Consider the following 15,650-nt stretch of genomic DNA (forward strand, 5'->3'; position numbering starts at 1 on the left):
TCCAAACCCCATACAGCCTTTGCGTTTGGTTCGTACAAACTTGCTCTATTTATAGCACTCTCAATCATTGCAAGGTTAAAAACGGCGTTGCTTGTCGTGTCTAAAAACTCGCCAAAATCTCCTGCCTAGCCACGTGGCTATCAGCACCGCCAAGTTCTAAAACTAATCTATCTATCTCCTCACGATTTAGCAGCGGATTATCATACGAGCTAAACTGAAAATTTACCCAGCCACTCTCATTTTTCATTCCACGTTGTGCTAGTTCATAAAATTTATTCTTACCCTTTGGTACTCCGCCAATAAATGCACGTGATTTTGGATTATCAAGCAACATTGGGGAAATCGCATTATCCCATAAATATGGGTCTTTTAAAATAATCCCCGCTTCGTTTAAAATCACTATATCGTAGCCAAAGCCCTCTATGTTTTCAGGGCGTTCTGCACTTCTAAAATCAAGCCAAGCTTCGCCTAAATTTAGCCGTTTATCCTGTGCATTATAGTTCCACAAATCCCTTGGTAATTGTTTTAGCTCAGGGTAAAAATAGCGTTTTAAGTTTGCATTCATCGTATCAACCCATAAAATTTTATGTCCCTCTAAAAGCCACTCAATACACGCATTCGCTGTGCCTTTAGTAAAGCCAAAGCGTCTGCCCTTTTCAATCGTAGTAAATCTTGCTGTGTTTTGAAAAAAGACCTGCTTTTGCTGCGGGGTGTATTGTAAGGAGAGATTAATCACTTAATCTCCTTTCGCTCAATCGTGATTTTTGTCTGTTGTGCGTTTGTGTTATTTATCTGTGTCATCGGCTCTTTGCCTAGCACAGTCTCTTTATTTCTTGCTGTTATGCGTGAGTGGACTTCTACTTCTGAAATTTCAGTCGCTGTTTTTAAAAGCTCATCAGCCTTTTTTTGATTAATAAGTGCTCTACTTTGAAAATAAATAAGGTGCTTTGTCTGCTCTTTCACTATTTCGTCAAACGCTTTCACTTTCTGTTTCACTTTGCGTTGAAAGTGCCGTATTTATGGCTACTTGCTGTTTTACTAATTCGGCGTTTTCTTGCGGTAAGCCGTTGCAAAGTTTAAAAACATAACCAATACTTATCTCATATTTTTTAGCTAGGCTTTTTTTACTAGCTCCTGCTTTATATTCAGCCCTTATTAGCTCTTTTGTCTTTTCTGTAACTTTTACCATTACTCCACCTTATAAATCTTAACTTCAAGTCCGCCGTATTCGCCGTATCTAAAATCATAATCCCCACTTACAAGCTTATCATCGCTAAACAGTGCGTCATTTACCGCCTTTGCTATGTTATCAGTATCGCCGTGCGTTTTGTCTTTATACGTTGCTATTAGGCTTACGTGATAGCGTCCTTTTAGCTTTGGCTCGGTTTTGTTTTGAGCTTTAAAATGCCACCTTAAAAGCTCTTTAAACGCTAGGTATTTTTGATAGCCCTTATCTACCCACTTTTGCCTTTGCGTCGTGCGTTTGTATGGAACTGGGTTATAAGCTAAATTTTCAATCTTAAGCGTATAAACTGGCTTCAAAATAACCCCTCTTGTGCCATTATTTTTAAATCTCATCTGAGTTTATTCTCCTTATAAAGCAACTCTTTTATCCTGCTACCACTTAGCTTATAAACTAGCTCTCTTAAAACCACCAGCTACATTGCCATCATCATCTAAAAAATTTATACAAAACTCCGTAGGCGTTATTAAACGCACCACAACAGCCTTAATCTCTCTTTCTACTATCACGCTGACACCTTTTTAAAGCCAAATTTTATGCCATACTCTTTTAATTTTTCTCTGTTTATTTCTACTGGTGCATCAGGGTCTATTGGTGTATCGTTTGAGATTTGTTTTATTGCGGGTGTATCTTTTTGGCTTATGTATTTAATAACGCCTATTCGCTCTTGATTATTAAACAGCCACTCATAAACTTCACACTCATCATCACAACTAAGCTGGGTAGGTTTGCCGTAGTCGCTTATTTTATAGTGATTTATTAAGTTACCTTTTTCATCAACACCCAAAACAACAAAATCTTTAAATGGGTTAGCCCCATAGCACAGTCTCTCATTTTTAAAAAAAGTTTGTACGAACTCTATCACGCCGTCAATGCTTTTAAATCTAAACTCGCCATTTTTAATAGCTTCAAGCGTAAGCATTTTTCTATAAGCAAAAACGGCTTTTTTAGTAATGAGCTCTACACTCTGTTTAGGCTCTACAAAAGCCATACGAAACGCAAAAAAGTCTATAAGCCTTTCATCTGGGATTTTTGCTATTAGATTTGCTATTACTAGAGTTTGAGTATTGTTTAAATTTAACGCCTCTTTGATTATTTGCACTCTATCCATCTTGTATCCTTTTGCGTAGTGTTTGATAGCTCGTTTATCTCGATAAAACCACCCAGTAAAGCAGGGTCTAAGCCAAATTTAACGTAGTCGTTTAGATTGATTTGTGTTGATTTATTTTGAGTTTGTGTCTTAAATACGCCTTTATAGCCGTTACGCATTGAAGTTCTTATGCACTCATTTACGTCTATGCCCTCGTTATACCATTTAGTCCAATCCCTAAAGCACATATCAATCCCCATTGCACTAAAATGCCAACCATGCTCTTTTTTGTATTTTAAATAATCACTCCACACCTTTGGGTCCAGAAAATGAGGGAGGCGAAAATCGTTTTCGCCCAAAGGGGGTAGGGGGTTTAAATTTTTATAGTTTGTATTTTTATTAGTTTGTATTTTTAATAATTTATATTTTTCCTGGTTTGTATTATTATTTCGCGCGCATACATTATATGGCGAATGGGTATTTTTTCCGTTGGCGTCTGCATTTTTTCCGTTGGCGTCTGATTTGCTCTTTCCAAGGCTAAAAGCTTTATTTTTCTATCGATTGTTACCGCTCCGAATTTTTTGTTTTCAACCTCGATATAACCCAGCTTTCTAAGCTTGGTAATACCTGCTGAAATTGTGTCGGTTGATTTGCCTAGCTTCTCGCCTAAGTATTCATTGCTTGCGTGACAATAGCCGTTTTTGGCTGATAGTGATGAGATTAAAAGTAGCAGCCTAAGCTCATTTTGTATTCTCTCATCAAAAAGCCACACATTAAAGCATATTGAGTAGCCGTTTTGTAAATTTTCATTCATCTTACACCCTCCAAACCGCTTTTAAAATTTCATTTTATTTGCCCGATAGGCTGTCTTTTTTAGTTCCAACTACTTTTAAATAGCCATTTGCTAAAAGCTCATTAGTGCGACCGCAAACGATATTTATACTCTGATGATACCAGCGTGATATTTCTTGTCTTGTTGCTCCGTCCTTATGCTGTAAAAACAGCTCATAAATAGCTTTACGCTTACCATTTAAAAACGGCTTTAGCTCTTTGTAGGCTTGTATTGAAGTTTGCTTTATCATTTTCACTCTCCTTTTAATTTACTTTAAAAACCGCCCTTTGTTGAGAGAGTAAAAATTTGGGCGGTTGTTAAAATAAATTTGACTTTTATATAGGCTCTTTAGTAAAATTCCTGAGCGACCAAGCTAAAAAATTTAACTTAAAGGACTTATATGACAGACAAAGAAATAGCATTAGAGCTAACCAAAATCGTTGTTAGCTATACAAAGCTAAAAATATACACCGACACAAACAAATATGACGACACCTACGAAGATATACCAAGGGTAGATGTCGCCAAAGAGATTTCTGATATTTATAATACTATTTACAACCAAATTCACGTCTCAGAATAAGGTTGTGGCACTTTAGTCGCTCATCGTAGTTAAAATACGCTACTAAGAGCCTTATCATCTTAGTTTAGTCGTTTATCCCAAACCCTCTTAGTTTTTTAGATATTTTCCTAAACGCCTTATTAAAACGTTTAGCTTGAGCCTCATAGTCTATTTTTTGTTCTTCACTCATTTACTCTCCTTTCTAGTCTTTTTTTGCTTCTTGCTCGGATAGCCAAGCACGTATATTTTCCCAAGCTTGAAATGGTACGCCCAACTCAGCCCAGGCATTTTTCATTATTTCATACCTTGGTTGTAGTCTAAAATTTGGTCTTAGTATTTGCTTTACTGTTTCATATTTGTAAAATCCGAGTAAAAAATCTTTTAAAATTTTATATGTAATAACTTTTTTCATAAGTTAAGTGTATTATAATTCCACTTAAAATAAATTTAAAAAGTGGTATTTAGATACTCTTAATTCTGAATAAAAATATTATATAATAGTGGATATATAATCCACTATTAAGGAAAATATTATGAGTAAAAATTTTAACTTTTTGTTGGTAAAACAAACTATGAAAAAACTTGAGATAACACAGCAAGATTTGGCAGATTTTTTGACAAGTAGGGGTATTGTAACGCCTATTGACACCGTTAAATCGTGGTTTAGGAGTGATGATAGTCGTAGGGCTGTGCCTGAAATACCTAGAATAAAATTAATAGGAGAATTTTTAAAACTAGATGCTAATCAGATGATTTTAGGTTTTGATGACGTTATTCCAGTAAAACAAATCCCTATCGTAGGAAGTGCTAGTTGTGGTATACCTGACACAAGCACACTCCAAGAAACAGACATATACACATACACTCTAGCCAAAGACTGGAACAGTGAAATGTATGCCGTTATCGCTAATGGCGATAGTATGAGCCCTATGATAGAGGATGGCGACCAAGTGATTTGTGACCCCACTCTTGATATTATGGACGGCGACTTAGTACATTATCAAGTTGATGGAGAGAGTGCTATTAAAATTTATAAAAAAGACACCAAAAACAAACAGCATATTTTTATCCCAATAAACCAAGATTTTGAAACCAAAAGATTTGATATAAAAATGGAAATTCGCATGATAAAGGTAACAGACATACAAAGGTCAGTAAGAAATAACCGAAAAGCTAGACTTAGGGCATTAGGGTTTTAACCGCAAATGCTTAAGAATTTAGGGCTGGATTGGATAAGCAGAGAGAAAAATATAAATGATAGTGTTATGACAGATAAACAAGCAAAAAATTTATTTGATGCATTAAAGAGCATAGTAAGGTAAATAAACATGAAAGTTTTTGTTAAACTTAGCAGAGCATCCTCTAAAAAGAATATTTCAAACATAAAAAGAAAGATAAAAAAATTATTTAAACGAAAAAATAAAAGATGCAATCGCGAACATCTACTTACCCCGCCACGTGATATGTATCACAGAAATAAAGTGCTGTGCAAAATTGATATGCCTGAAAAAATAGTTTTTCCTGAAGATATTAAAATTCTAAATTCTACGCTAGAGAGACTAAAAGAGTATAAAACCAAAAGACATAGCTATATGGTGTCAATAGACCACAGGAAAATGGACATAATAGACAATGCCTCCATACTCCTAATGACCGTTGGTATAAATAATATTTTTAACGGGGAAAAATTAATAAGAAGTGGCAAGGTTTCCCCTGCTAAATCAATAGACCAAAGATTGGCTGCGATAGGGTATTGGGATGCGTTATGCATAAATCCTAAAAAAGAAGCTGTTGAGGAAGGGCGTAAGTATTTAAAGATAGATTATAGAAATGGTGAAAGTATAGACAACGAATTTCATTATCCAATTATAGATTTTTTTACAGGCAAAGATGAAATTTTAGAAAAAAACAAAGACGAGCTATTCGATGCAATATTCGAAGCGATGGCAAACTCTAGCGAACATGCTTTCGTTGATTTTGACGGTGATAAAAAAATATGGTTTATGGGGGCATATAATAAAAAAGAAAAAGAGATTGAATTTATTTTTTATGATACAGGCATTGGAATATTCAAATCATTAGAGATGGGCAGGAATAAATTTGTCCAAAAATTTTACCGCATATCAAGACGCATTGGTAAAGAAAGTACACTAAGAACTTTGTGTAAATCCAATTTATCAAAATATAAAGATAAAAACAATAACAGAGGATTTGGGATGATAGCATTTAAAAATTTCATAGATACCGTTAGTCAAGACCATAATAAGGAAGCTTGTCTGGAAGTTGCTACTGATGAGTTCTTATATTTAACAAAACATGATAAAATAATACGATTAAAATCCAAAATACAAGGGACGTTTATTAGATGGTCCATAAGGGATTTAAGGACAGGAGTATAACAATGGGAAACAAAATTATATATAATTTTACCGAGAATTTTACAGATGCCCCAGGACCTAGATATAGAAAGCTTGGAGACAAGTCAGGTCAAGAATTTAGAGAAGACGTTTTAAACAATTTGTTAAGCCAATACGACATTATAGAAATAGACGGTAGCAATATAAAGACCTCCTTTAACCCATCTTTTTTATCAGAAGCATTTTCCCCTCTATACGAACAATTGGGAGAACATGAATTTTTTAGGAGAATTAAATTATTTAGCATTGACAATCCCAAATTAGAAGAAAAATTCAGGGCTTTTTCTAAGCCGTTAACAAAGTAACCCACAATGGATATGTTATTGGATGTGTCATTTTGGCTCTCTTTAATAGCCATATTTTTTACGTTTATCAACTTTGTATATTTATTAACTAAAGATAGGTTTCAAAAAATAGACAGTGAAAGAAAAGAGTGCTTGTCGATTTTAAAAGACTGTTTTTCAAAAGTATTAAAAAAAGATTATGACGGCAACATTATTGAGCTTACATCCAATATTGAGGCAATAGGGTATTTAACTATTATTCGGCTAAATTGCATAGACGTAAATAAATTTGCATTGGCCATCAGTGATTACTATGAAAAAAATATATCCGAAGAAAAAATGGTTGGTGAATACAAAGTATTGGTAGAGAGTGTATATAATGCAGATATTCCATTGCGGGAGTATATAAAAGAATTAAAAAAATAATTTAATAAGATATTTTTTGAGAGTAAAATTCCTAACCGTATTATTTATATTTTCTCCACTTTTGCTCTCTGATAAAATCATCGAAGTATCCGACGCCGACACAATCACAACACTAAACTTCTTCATTTGTTTTTGCTAAATACTCACTGGTTATGTTTTGGGCTAAATTTTGCCAAACAACAGTCGCTTCTGTTAGTGCCAAAACATCATTTATAAATTTATTATTTTGTGATTGGTACGCAAATAAAACAGACACAGCAAACACAATAAGTGCAAGGTTATCAATACCACCAAACCCTTGTCCACATACCATTAACACAAAAAAATCACAGCGATTTTTATCACAAATGCAACCGCCCATTTTATTAAAGATTGTTCGCCTCTTTTTTTATTTAATTTTTTTATCTCATTAGTTATGTTGCTTATGGCTTCTTGGTAGTCGTCATATTCTTTTTCACTTCTATCCCACCTTTGTCTAATAAAATCACCTTCTATATCTATACTATTTATCAAGTGCTCCCTTACGCCCATAACATAAACCTTTTTTCTTTTGTGGTAATTTTTGCAAAATTATAGCACAAAATAAATTTTTTAAAGTGTATTTTTTATCCACTTTTTTAAGATAAATTTAAGTGGAATTATAATACACTTTAGCTATCAAAACAAAAAAGGCTGGATAGGCAAAAAGCTTTTGACCGACAGAGCCTCCGCGAGTAGCGGTTAATCTGGTTTTATCGGAAGTGCACTAGGGAGGCAGACTGCCCTAGCGACCACAAGCGAACTTTTAGGATAGTTTTTAGGTTCGTTTTTAAAATTCTGCTAAAAAGTCCACTTTAATGTAAAAAGATATAATTTAAAAAGGAGGTAAAGATGGAAAATAAAAACATTGAGCTATTTAATTATTATGCCGGGGTGCTTTTTGCACGGTTGATAGATGAATTCCCACTGCCTTTTGATGAAAAGATGGCTAATTTATTGCGTGATGGTATCGACTTTGGCGACGAGATAGAGCTAATAAAGCATAATAATATCATCTATTATACTGTTATATGGCTTTGTGATAATGGCTTTATAAAAGTAGAGCAATGCACTAAAGGTGGGATAATGGGTGCGGTTTTAACTCATAAAGGGCTTGAAATTTTAAAGAAGACGCCCCAAAGCATAGACGGTAAAAGTTTGGGCGATAATCTAAAACAAGCCGTAAAAATAGGCAAAGAGGAGCTAATAAAAACCGCCGTTAATAAAATCTTTGCGACTTCAATTAATATATTAGTCTCTAAGTAAGATTATATCTTTTTACATTAAATTCTAAGGCTAACCGATGAGATTTATAAGACCGCTTTTACGCTATTTGTTTAAAATTTTTAGATATTTTAGACGCAAAGATAGGCATTTAATCAAAAATATAAAATTCTTAAGTTTAAATTAAAAATAATAAATTTGATATATGAGTTAAATATCTTATTTCAATTTATTTCAATTTATTTAAGTATGTTTTATTGCTTTTTAGTGTATTATAAGTTAAAGGGCTAAAAATGAAGAAATGGATTAAAAAATGGACGCACTTGCTTGGTTTTCAACTATCCTAGCCATTGTTTCTACAATAGCTTATTTTATATTTAAAGATAAAATTAAAAAGCTAGCCCATAATAAATAAAAAAGGCGATATAATGCCAAATGTAGAAGTAACATTAAATTTTGTGTTAAAATACTGCTATGAATAGTTTAACCGGTTCGCTTTTACGAGACTTTGGGCTTGGCTTTTTTATCAATGGGCTTTTTACCATTACACAAAACGGCTTTACCATAAACTCGGTATTAGCTACACTTATCGCCACTAAAATTTTAATATTTGGCGTTTTAATCCAAAGAGAGGAGCAGATACAATGGAAGCACAAACAATAATTTTAGCTATTTCTACCGCAACGCTAATATATGCAATGTGGTATCTAAATAAAATCACAAAAGACAGAAAAACACAACACTAAAAATCAACGCCCTATTTGAGAGATAAAATTTCAAAAAGGGGCGTTAAAATGCAAATTACAAACAAAAACAAACGAAGGCTAATAATGGATAAAATCTACACGCTACATTTTGATTTTAAGACAGATGGCGGTGCTGATTTTTTTAAAAATGTATCAAATTTCATTAATAGCATTGATGAGTTAAACGCAGCACTTTGTGGTTATATCGACCACGAGATAACGACAAAAGTAAAGTATGAGTTTAGCCCCGATGACTTAGATGATGTTATCACGCAAAAAAGTCAGTTTCAAGGCTCATTTATTATAAAAAAGCCAGACCTTGCAGGAGCTAGCAAATGGACTATCATTCACGATAAAGCTATCGATGTGAAAATCATCGATGAGGCTTGGATAACCAAACTAAAAAGCCACGAGATAGCTCTGCGTTATGGCGATAGGATAAGTGGCACACTTATAACAAATTCATTTATTGACAAAGACCTTAATGTTATTGACACGGATTATTTTTTAGATGATATTTTAGAAGTTAGCTCACAAGCCGAGCAGACACAACAAGTTTTAAAATTATAAAGGAAAGATAATGAGTGATGAAAACATAATAAAAAAAACTTGCAAAGAGCTGGGTCTTACTTATAAACAACTTGGCGAGTTGATAGGGTATAGTGAAGGGGCTATTAAATCCGCTATTAATAGCGGGAATATAAGCGAACCTATGAAGCGAGTAATAGAACTATATCTTAAAAATTTAGAACTACAAAATCAATTAAAAGAGTTTGAAAACTTTAAATCTTTTATAAAAAGCATTAAATAAATCTTAATCGGCGGATTTTTCCGCTGATTAAAAAATCCACAAAAAGCCGATATTCAACCGAAATTTTATAAAAAAGGTATAATTTAAGCTTTAAAGTATTGACAAAAGGTTTAAATTAAGCTATAATATGCGTGTCAAAGGTTGATATTCAACCTTTGAAATTCGCTAAAAGGTGTAAGACAATGAAAAAGGTCAAGCTAACCTTAGAAATTGTTTTACTAATCTTGCAGATAGCAGCTGCAATTTTAGTTCTTGGTGGGTGGCGTTAGCCACTCATCACTTACACACTGATAGCTATTTTACCATAAAGGATTTTAAAGTGGAAGTAGCATTAGTTTTAACGATGTTATCGTTAGCCCTTTTAACAATTTACGTTTTTAACTTTGGCGGTGGTAAATGAATGCTTTAATTAATAATGTAAATGTTAAATTTGTAGTAGAAAATGAGGTGGTATTTTGCGATACCTTACACCTAGCGAATGTTTTTAATAAACAACACAAAGATATTTTAGAAACCATCAAGAATTTACCTTTTAGTGACTTTAACGAGCAAAATTTTAAGCTCGTTTCTTACACAGATAGCAGAGGGCGAAAGCAACCCTGCTACAATCTAACCCGTGATGGCTTTTCTTTGCTAGTTATGGGTTTTACAGGCGAAAAAGCCTATAAATGGAAAGTTGAGTTTATCAAAGCTTTTAATATAATGGAAGCAGAACTTCAAGCCCTTAAATTTAAACACCACCAATCCCAAATAAACGGTTATAAATCTCAGATAGCTCAGCGTAACAAGCAGATATTAAGACTAAAGCACAGGCTTTGTGTGGCAGAGATTAGAATGTCTGAGATATATGACGCAGAAGTTATCGATGATAGCCAAATAGGAAAAGAGAGCTTAAGAGCATTATTGCATAATGCAAGGCTTGAGCGTGATTATTACTTTAAAAAAGCAAATGAACTTAAGCAAAAACAGAAATTTAAAGATAGCGAGATTACAAGAGCTTTAAACAATATTCAAATTCAAATGGACGGAGTTTTTAAAGAGATTGATGTCGCTATGAGATATACAAATGATGATGATTACTATTTACAAATTACAAAATAAGATGAAAGGAGAGTAAATGGACCCGCTCGATTATGACATTATGAGATATGAAGAAAGACAAAGCCGAGTAAATGAGTTGGCTGATGAGCTTTATGAAAGAGTGTCAGAGTTTTTTATCCCGGTAGTTGATGAGCTTAATGAGATAATAAGAGATTATGACGAGCTTGATTATGATGAGATTAAAAATATTGTAAACGAAGCTTTTTTGGAGACTATGCTATGAGCTGGGTAGAGTTTAATGCCATTTGGCTATCAAGAGGCTTTATAATACTTGGCGATAGGTTAAATTTTAAACTAAAAAGGATAAAACGATGAATATCAAATCCTATCACTCACGCCCTGAAATCTCAAAGTCTGATTTAGACCTTTTAGCAAAAAGCCCATATCACTTTAAACACAAAGCAGAGTTTAAAGATGAGAGCAAAGCCTTGGTTTTAGGCTCAGCCGTGCATAAGCTAGTCCTTGAACCGCTTGATTTTAAAAATGAGTTTATCATTGAGCCTATTTGTGATAAACGCACCAAAGATGGCAGGGCTATTTATGAGAAGTTTAAAAATGAGGCAAATGACCGCTATATCTTAACGCCTAGCGAGTATGAGCTTGCTTTAAATATGGCTAAAAGTGTCTTAGATATGAAGCAAACCGGGGCGTTTTTACGCGATGGACTTAGCGAACAGAGCTATTTTAGCACTATTGATGATGTAGCGGTGCGTTGTAGACCAGATTTTTATAATGAAAAACTAGGATTAGTCATTGATTTAAAGACCACAAGTGACGCGAGTGCGTCAGGATTTGCAAAGAGTGTGGCAAACTTTAACTATCATATTCAAAACGCCTTTTATACTGATATATTAAGAGCAAACAATAAGGTTGTCAATAGCTTTTTATTTATCGCGGTTGAGAGTAAAAAGCCCTTTATGGTCGGATTTTATGTGCTTGATGATGAAGCTATCGAGCAAGGTCGCAAACGCTATAAAGAGCTTTTAAACCTTTATAAAATTTGTTTAAAGCGAGATGAGTGGTGGGGGTATGCGGAGTTTGATGGAGAGAGGATAAATGCCGTGCGTGAGCTTAGTCTGCCCGCGTGGAAATTTTATGAGTAGTTAAAGATTTTTAAAAATACTTTTGGCTAAAATGGGCTAATTTATAATCAAGGCGGACGGATGAGGATATCAAACAACATACTCAGAAAAGCAGGACTAAATTTAAAAAATATGAGCCATACAAAAGACGACTTAAATACTATCTCAACTTTTAGGTCAAACCACATCCAACTAATGAAAATGCTGGTTAAGACAATATCTAAAAAATTACCAAAGCCTCTATTTATAGCTAGACGCCTTAAACGTTTAAGCTCTATACAGGCAAAGCTTGTGCGGTTTGATGGTATGTGTTTAGATAGAATGCAAGATATTGGCGGAGTTAGAGCGGTATTTAAAAACAGTATTGACGTGATGGAGTTTGCTAAAAATATCAAAGATGTTTATAAAAGTAATAAAAGCGTCCTTGAAATCGTTAAAATAAACAACTATATAGACGAGCCAAAGGCGGACGGATATAGGAGTTATCATATAGTATTTAAATATAACGGAAAGATAGACGAGATAAAAAACTATCACATAGAATTGCAACTAAGAGATTTATTGCAACACTATTGGGCGACGGCGGTTGAAATTTTAGCCTTGCGTAGTAGCACAAACATTAAAGCAGGTTATGGCGAAGAGCATTTTAAACATTTTTTCTGGCTTTGTGCTGAGCTTTTTGCTGGCAAAAAAGAGCATAAATATGAGATAAAAGAGCTGGACGAAAAACACAATATACTTTTTTTGTTAAAGGGGCTAAATGTGGTAGCTAATAAGCTAGAAAAAGGCGGTAGCACCGAAAGTTTTTATCTTATGGTTTTAGACGCAAAGGATGGGATATTAAAACTAACCTCTTTTAACAAAAGCGAACAATTTTTAGCACAAACAATGTATCAAAGTATGGAGACAAGCGATACCACGCAGAGCGTTTTAGTTAACGTAGATAGCGTTAAGAAGCTAAAAAAAGCCTATCCAAACTACTTTTTAGACGCAAAAAATTTTATAAAAGAGGTAACAGAAAGGTTAAAATAATGAGTGATGAAAACATAATAAAGCGAACTTGCAGACGACTTAATCTGACTTATAGACAACTTGGAGAGATAATAGGATATAGTGAGGAAGCCGTAAGCAAAGCAGCAAGAACCGATAACATTTCAACGCCTATGCAAAAAGCTCTGTGGCCTTACATTGAAAATGCCAGGCTTAACAGAAAGCTTCAAACACTCGATGATTTAGCTTTTATCATTAAAGAACTTTCAAAATAGGTGTAAATTTACGCCTATTTTATACAAATAACAAATTGCATACTGTGGACCCATCAATAATTAACGTATAATTGACGTTTTTTCTTGAAAATGCCAGGCTTAACAGAAAGCTTCAAACTGTAATTTTAAAAATAATTAATACAAAAAGGTGGAAAGATGAACCTAGAAATTTTTAAAAATGAAAATTTCGAGATTAGAGTTGCGGTTGATGAAAACAATGAACCGCTTTTTTGTTTGGCTGATGTTTGCAGAGTTTTAGAGATACAAAACTCTTCAGACGTAAAGAAGTCCATAAAATCGGAGTTTGACGACTACCTAGATTTAATCTACCCCATACTTGATAACCTAGGCAGAGAACAAAACGCAACATTTATAACCGAGCCACAACTTTACTTTGTGCTTATGCGAAGTGACAAATTAAAGGCTAAGCCATTTCGCAAATGGATAAATTGTGAAATCCTGCCAACCATTAGAAAGCACGGCGGATATTTAACAGACGCTAAGATACAGGAGGTTTTATCAAATCCTGACACCATTATAAAACTAGCAACTGATTTAAAGGCTGAGCGAGAAAAGCGGAAAGCTCTTGAACTTGAAAAAGAGGCGAACACCCATTATATTAGCTTTGCTAAAAGCGTTGAAGCAAGTGCAACAAGTGCATTAATAGGCGATTTTATAAAAACGCTTTGCGATGAAAACGATGTCCGCGTTGGGCGAAATAGAATTTTTAAATGGTTAAGAGATGAAAAATATCTAATGAAAGACAATATCCCATTTCAAAAATGGCTAGACGCTGGATATTTTGAAGTTATACCACAAATCATAATCACTACAAAGGGCAATAAAGAGAGATTTACCACACGCATTACGGCTAAAGGACAGGTCGCATTATCTGCTAAAATTTGTGAAGCATTTAAGAAAAAAGCAGCCTAGTCTGCCAGAAAAAGGCTATAAAAGCCAGATATGCTATAATATGAGTTAAAAATAAAGGAAGGGATAAGATGGCAGAGGAAAACATAGTTAAACGCGTATGCTCTGAGCTAGGGATAACACAAAGGGAGTTAGCGGAGAGAATAGGAATGAGTGCTGATAGTTTAAATAATGCGGTATCAAACAATAAAGTAAGCCAACAAACACAAAAATTTCTAAATTTTATGCTAGAACACGAAGAGTTAAAAAAGGAGCTATCAAAATATGAAAATCTAAAAAATGCCCTAAAAGACGCTGTTTTTTAATAAGGGAAAATTCCCCCTATTAAAACTCTAATAAAAAATTATGATTATTTCTTAAAAATCAAATATATTATTATAAAATATATTGACAAATATAATAAAATATTGTATAATTTCTATATAAATCTAATAAAATATTAGATTTTGTTCTTTTAGGTGGAATTGTTAAATTTAGATTAGTTTGCTACAATATAAAAAATGAACGAGCTAATAAAAAACATAGGCTTAGGCTTATTTGTAAATGGTAGTTTCGCCCTTTTAAATGGCGTTTTAACGATACAATCTTTTCTAATCACTGCCTTGAGCGTTGGTATTATGTGGATTTGTATCTCACTAGAAAAAAGGAGTAGATAATGGCAGGTCAAAATCTTATTTTAGCCATCACGGCTATACTTTTTGCTTATGTAAGCTATAAATTATACAAGCAACATAAAGAAGAAAGAAAACCGCAACACTAATCAAACTTAACAATTCCCCTAAATTGCAAAATCGCAAAAAAGGGGAATTTATGCAAAATATTACACTTCAAACACTCTTTAAAACAGAGCAAGTTGCAAAAAATTATGGCATTTCACAAGATACGGTTAAAGACCATTTAAAAAATCATTCAGACGAAATAATCGAAAATACCCATTTCATAGTTTGCAAAAACGACCGAAATAGACCACTCATTAAATGGACGCTCCGCGGTATTATTAAACTTGGTATGTTTATCCGTAGCCCACAGGCGAAAAATTTCAGACTTTGGGCTGAGATGGAGCTTGAAAAGTCTATTAATGCCGAGCTTGAAAAAGCACACAGTGCAAGAAAGAAAAATTTAGAGCTTGTTAATAAAATCTCAGAGCTTGAAGCTTTTAAGGACAAACAAGACAAACACCACCAATCCCAAATAAACGGTTATAAAAGCCAGATATGCTATAATATGAGTTAATAAAGGAAGGGATAAGATGACGGCAGATGAATTAAAAGCGTTTTGTAAAGAAATGAGGCTAACTTATAAAGAGTTGGCGGAGATTATCGGAAATTCGGAAGCGACAATACATTCAGCAATAGCAAAAGGTGAATTAAGTATGCCGATGAGTAAGTCAATACAAATGTATCAAGAAAACTTAATTTTAAAAGAAAAGCTAAAAGAATACAGCGAATTAAAAAGCGTTTTAAAAAAAGCACTCAAAGACGATTAATTTTACTCACCGCAAAATTGTGGTGAGTAAAAAACTATGATATTCATCTAAAAATTTATAAAAAACTTCTAAAAACATCTTTTTACTCTTGACAAAACTATTAAAAATAGCTATAATTATCTTATCTAAACAA

The 15,650-nt window shown here is 33.6% G+C and carries 29 protein-coding genes; 18 read left to right on the forward strand and 11 right to left on the reverse strand.

Features of this window, described 5'->3' with window-relative positions; all coding sequences use genetic code 11:
* Positions 1-100 precede the first annotated feature (100 nt).
* The 9 genes from KDE13_RS07540 to KDE13_RS07575 all read right to left on the reverse strand — a co-directional run bounded on the left by KDE13_RS07540 (position 101) and on the right by KDE13_RS07575 (position 3,415).
* Positions 101-736, reverse strand: a complete 636-nt coding sequence (locus KDE13_RS07540; RefSeq protein WP_212143330.1) for a hypothetical protein — start codon at positions 734-736, stop codon at positions 101-103.
* A complete protein-coding gene (locus tag KDE13_RS07545) occupies positions 733-984 on the reverse strand; it encodes a hypothetical protein (RefSeq protein WP_212143332.1) in 252 nt (83 codons plus the stop codon). Before KDE13_RS07545 ends, KDE13_RS07540 begins: the two co-directional genes overlap by 4 nt.
* Positions 971-1,189 carry a helix-turn-helix domain-containing protein gene (locus KDE13_RS07550; RefSeq protein ID WP_212143334.1) on the reverse strand — a complete coding sequence of 73 codons (219 nt, stop codon included), beginning with the start codon at positions 1,187-1,189 and terminating at the stop codon, positions 971-973. The genes KDE13_RS07545 and KDE13_RS07550 overlap by 14 nt, the downstream gene beginning before the upstream one ends.
* A complete protein-coding gene (locus tag KDE13_RS07555) occupies positions 1,189-1,578 on the reverse strand; it encodes a RusA family crossover junction endodeoxyribonuclease (RefSeq protein WP_212143335.1) in 390 nt (129 codons plus the stop codon). The genes KDE13_RS07550 and KDE13_RS07555 overlap by 1 nt, the downstream gene beginning before the upstream one ends.
* Before the next feature lie 51 nt (positions 1,579-1,629).
* Entirely contained in the window at positions 1,630-1,752 is a 123-nt protein-coding gene (locus KDE13_RS09675) for a hypothetical protein (RefSeq protein WP_267873710.1), read from the reverse strand.
* On the reverse strand, positions 1,749-2,354 hold the full coding sequence (locus KDE13_RS07560) for an SET domain-containing protein (protein WP_212143337.1): 606 nt from the start codon (positions 2,352-2,354) through the stop codon (positions 1,749-1,751). The genes KDE13_RS09675 and KDE13_RS07560 overlap by 4 nt, the downstream gene beginning before the upstream one ends.
* Complete coding sequence (locus KDE13_RS07565) at positions 2,336-2,647, reverse strand: hypothetical protein (protein WP_212143339.1); 312 nt, start codon at positions 2,645-2,647, stop codon at positions 2,336-2,338. The genes KDE13_RS07560 and KDE13_RS07565 overlap by 19 nt, the downstream gene beginning before the upstream one ends.
* A gap of 98 nt (positions 2,648-2,745) precedes the next feature.
* A complete protein-coding gene (locus KDE13_RS07570) occupies positions 2,746-3,147 on the reverse strand; it encodes a helix-turn-helix domain-containing protein (RefSeq protein WP_212143341.1) in 402 nt (133 codons plus the stop codon).
* 34 nt (positions 3,148-3,181) lie between these two features.
* Positions 3,182-3,415 (reverse strand): hypothetical protein, encoded by a 234-nt coding sequence (locus KDE13_RS07575; RefSeq protein WP_212143342.1) that lies wholly within the window; start codon positions 3,413-3,415, stop codon positions 3,182-3,184.
* A 150-nt stretch (positions 3,416-3,565) separates the two neighbouring features.
* On the opposite strand from KDE13_RS07575, the gene KDE13_RS07580 reads away from it, so the two are divergent.
* The 5 genes from KDE13_RS07580 (at position 3,566) to KDE13_RS07600 (ending at position 6,854) form a co-directional block, all read left to right on the forward strand.
* Positions 3,566-3,748 (forward strand): hypothetical protein, encoded by a 183-nt coding sequence (locus tag KDE13_RS07580; protein WP_212143344.1) that lies wholly within the window; start codon positions 3,566-3,568, stop codon positions 3,746-3,748.
* A gap of 512 nt (positions 3,749-4,260) precedes the next feature.
* Positions 4,261-4,926, forward strand: coding sequence for a S24 family peptidase (locus tag KDE13_RS07585; RefSeq protein ID WP_212143346.1), 666 nt, complete (start codon positions 4,261-4,263; stop codon positions 4,924-4,926).
* A gap of 129 nt (positions 4,927-5,055) precedes the next feature.
* A complete protein-coding gene (locus KDE13_RS07590) occupies positions 5,056-6,126 on the forward strand; it encodes a hypothetical protein (protein ID WP_212143348.1) in 1,071 nt (356 codons plus the stop codon).
* Between the two features lie 2 nt (positions 6,127-6,128).
* Positions 6,129-6,449, forward strand: coding sequence for an STAS-like domain-containing protein (locus tag KDE13_RS07595; RefSeq protein WP_212143350.1), 321 nt, complete (start codon positions 6,129-6,131; stop codon positions 6,447-6,449).
* Between the two features lie 6 nt (positions 6,450-6,455).
* Positions 6,456-6,854: a hypothetical protein gene (locus KDE13_RS07600; protein ID WP_212143352.1), complete on the forward strand. Its 399-nt coding sequence runs from the start codon at positions 6,456-6,458 to the stop codon at positions 6,852-6,854.
* A gap of 112 nt (positions 6,855-6,966) precedes the next feature.
* On the opposite strand, the gene KDE13_RS07605 is transcribed toward KDE13_RS07600, so the two are convergent.
* Both KDE13_RS07605 and KDE13_RS07610 read right to left on the reverse strand, forming a co-directional pair.
* Positions 6,967-7,173: a hypothetical protein gene (locus tag KDE13_RS07605; protein ID WP_212143354.1), complete on the reverse strand. Its 207-nt coding sequence runs from the start codon at positions 7,171-7,173 to the stop codon at positions 6,967-6,969.
* Positions 7,167-7,385, reverse strand: a complete 219-nt coding sequence (locus KDE13_RS07610) for a hypothetical protein (protein WP_212143356.1) — start codon at positions 7,383-7,385, stop codon at positions 7,167-7,169. Before KDE13_RS07610 ends, KDE13_RS07605 begins: the two co-directional genes overlap by 7 nt.
* Positions 7,386-7,724: 339 nt before the next feature.
* Here KDE13_RS07610 and KDE13_RS07615 point away from each other — a divergent pair, with 339 nt between their 5' ends.
* The 13 genes from KDE13_RS07615 to KDE13_RS07675 all read left to right on the forward strand — a co-directional run bounded on the left by KDE13_RS07615 (position 7,725) and on the right by KDE13_RS07675 (position 15,517).
* Complete coding sequence (locus KDE13_RS07615) at positions 7,725-8,138, forward strand: hypothetical protein (RefSeq protein ID WP_212139820.1); 414 nt, start codon at positions 7,725-7,727, stop codon at positions 8,136-8,138.
* A gap of 432 nt (positions 8,139-8,570) precedes the next feature.
* Positions 8,571-8,759: a hypothetical protein gene (locus KDE13_RS07620; protein ID WP_212139821.1), complete on the forward strand. Its 189-nt coding sequence runs from the start codon at positions 8,571-8,573 to the stop codon at positions 8,757-8,759.
* Positions 8,760-8,890: 131 nt separating this feature from the next.
* Complete coding sequence (locus tag KDE13_RS07625) at positions 8,891-9,412, forward strand: hypothetical protein (RefSeq protein WP_212143358.1); 522 nt, start codon at positions 8,891-8,893, stop codon at positions 9,410-9,412.
* A gap of 10 nt (positions 9,413-9,422) precedes the next feature.
* Complete coding sequence (locus KDE13_RS07630; protein ID WP_212143359.1) at positions 9,423-9,653, forward strand: transcriptional regulator; 231 nt, start codon at positions 9,423-9,425, stop codon at positions 9,651-9,653.
* Positions 9,654-10,049: 396 nt separating this feature from the next.
* Entirely contained in the window at positions 10,050-10,754 is a 705-nt protein-coding gene (locus tag KDE13_RS07635) for a Rha family transcriptional regulator (RefSeq protein ID WP_212143361.1), read from the forward strand.
* A gap of 16 nt (positions 10,755-10,770) precedes the next feature.
* A complete protein-coding gene (locus tag KDE13_RS07640) occupies positions 10,771-10,977 on the forward strand; it encodes a hypothetical protein (protein ID WP_212139825.1) in 207 nt (68 codons plus the stop codon).
* Between the two features lie 88 nt (positions 10,978-11,065).
* On the forward strand, positions 11,066-11,857 hold the full coding sequence (locus KDE13_RS07645; RefSeq protein ID WP_212139826.1) for a PD-(D/E)XK nuclease-like domain-containing protein: 792 nt from the start codon (positions 11,066-11,068) through the stop codon (positions 11,855-11,857).
* A 60-nt stretch (positions 11,858-11,917) separates the two neighbouring features.
* The gene (locus tag KDE13_RS07650; RefSeq protein WP_212143363.1) at positions 11,918-12,868 is read left to right on the forward strand and encodes a RelA/SpoT domain-containing protein; all 951 of its coding nucleotides are present in this window, start codon (positions 11,918-11,920) and stop codon (positions 12,866-12,868) included.
* Entirely contained in the window at positions 12,868-13,101 is a 234-nt protein-coding gene (locus tag KDE13_RS07655) for a transcriptional regulator (RefSeq protein WP_212143364.1), read from the forward strand. The genes KDE13_RS07650 and KDE13_RS07655 overlap by 1 nt, the downstream gene beginning before the upstream one ends.
* A 156-nt stretch (positions 13,102-13,257) precedes the next feature.
* Positions 13,258-14,034 carry a phage antirepressor KilAC domain-containing protein gene (locus tag KDE13_RS07660; RefSeq protein ID WP_212143366.1) on the forward strand — a complete coding sequence of 259 codons (777 nt, stop codon included), beginning with the start codon at positions 13,258-13,260 and terminating at the stop codon, positions 14,032-14,034.
* A gap of 68 nt (positions 14,035-14,102) precedes the next feature.
* Positions 14,103-14,336: a helix-turn-helix domain-containing protein gene (locus KDE13_RS07665; protein ID WP_212143368.1), complete on the forward strand. Its 234-nt coding sequence runs from the start codon at positions 14,103-14,105 to the stop codon at positions 14,334-14,336.
* Between the two features lie 505 nt (positions 14,337-14,841).
* Positions 14,842-15,264: a hypothetical protein gene (locus KDE13_RS07670; RefSeq protein ID WP_212143370.1), complete on the forward strand. Its 423-nt coding sequence runs from the start codon at positions 14,842-14,844 to the stop codon at positions 15,262-15,264.
* A gap of 16 nt (positions 15,265-15,280) precedes the next feature.
* The gene (locus KDE13_RS07675; RefSeq protein WP_212143371.1) at positions 15,281-15,517 is read left to right on the forward strand and encodes a transcriptional regulator; all 237 of its coding nucleotides are present in this window, start codon (positions 15,281-15,283) and stop codon (positions 15,515-15,517) included.
* Positions 15,518-15,650 lie beyond the last annotated feature (133 nt).

Source organism: Campylobacter anatolicus (genome assembly GCF_018145655.1).
GTDB lineage: Bacteria > Campylobacterota > Campylobacteria > Campylobacterales > Campylobacteraceae > Campylobacter_A > Campylobacter_A anatolicus.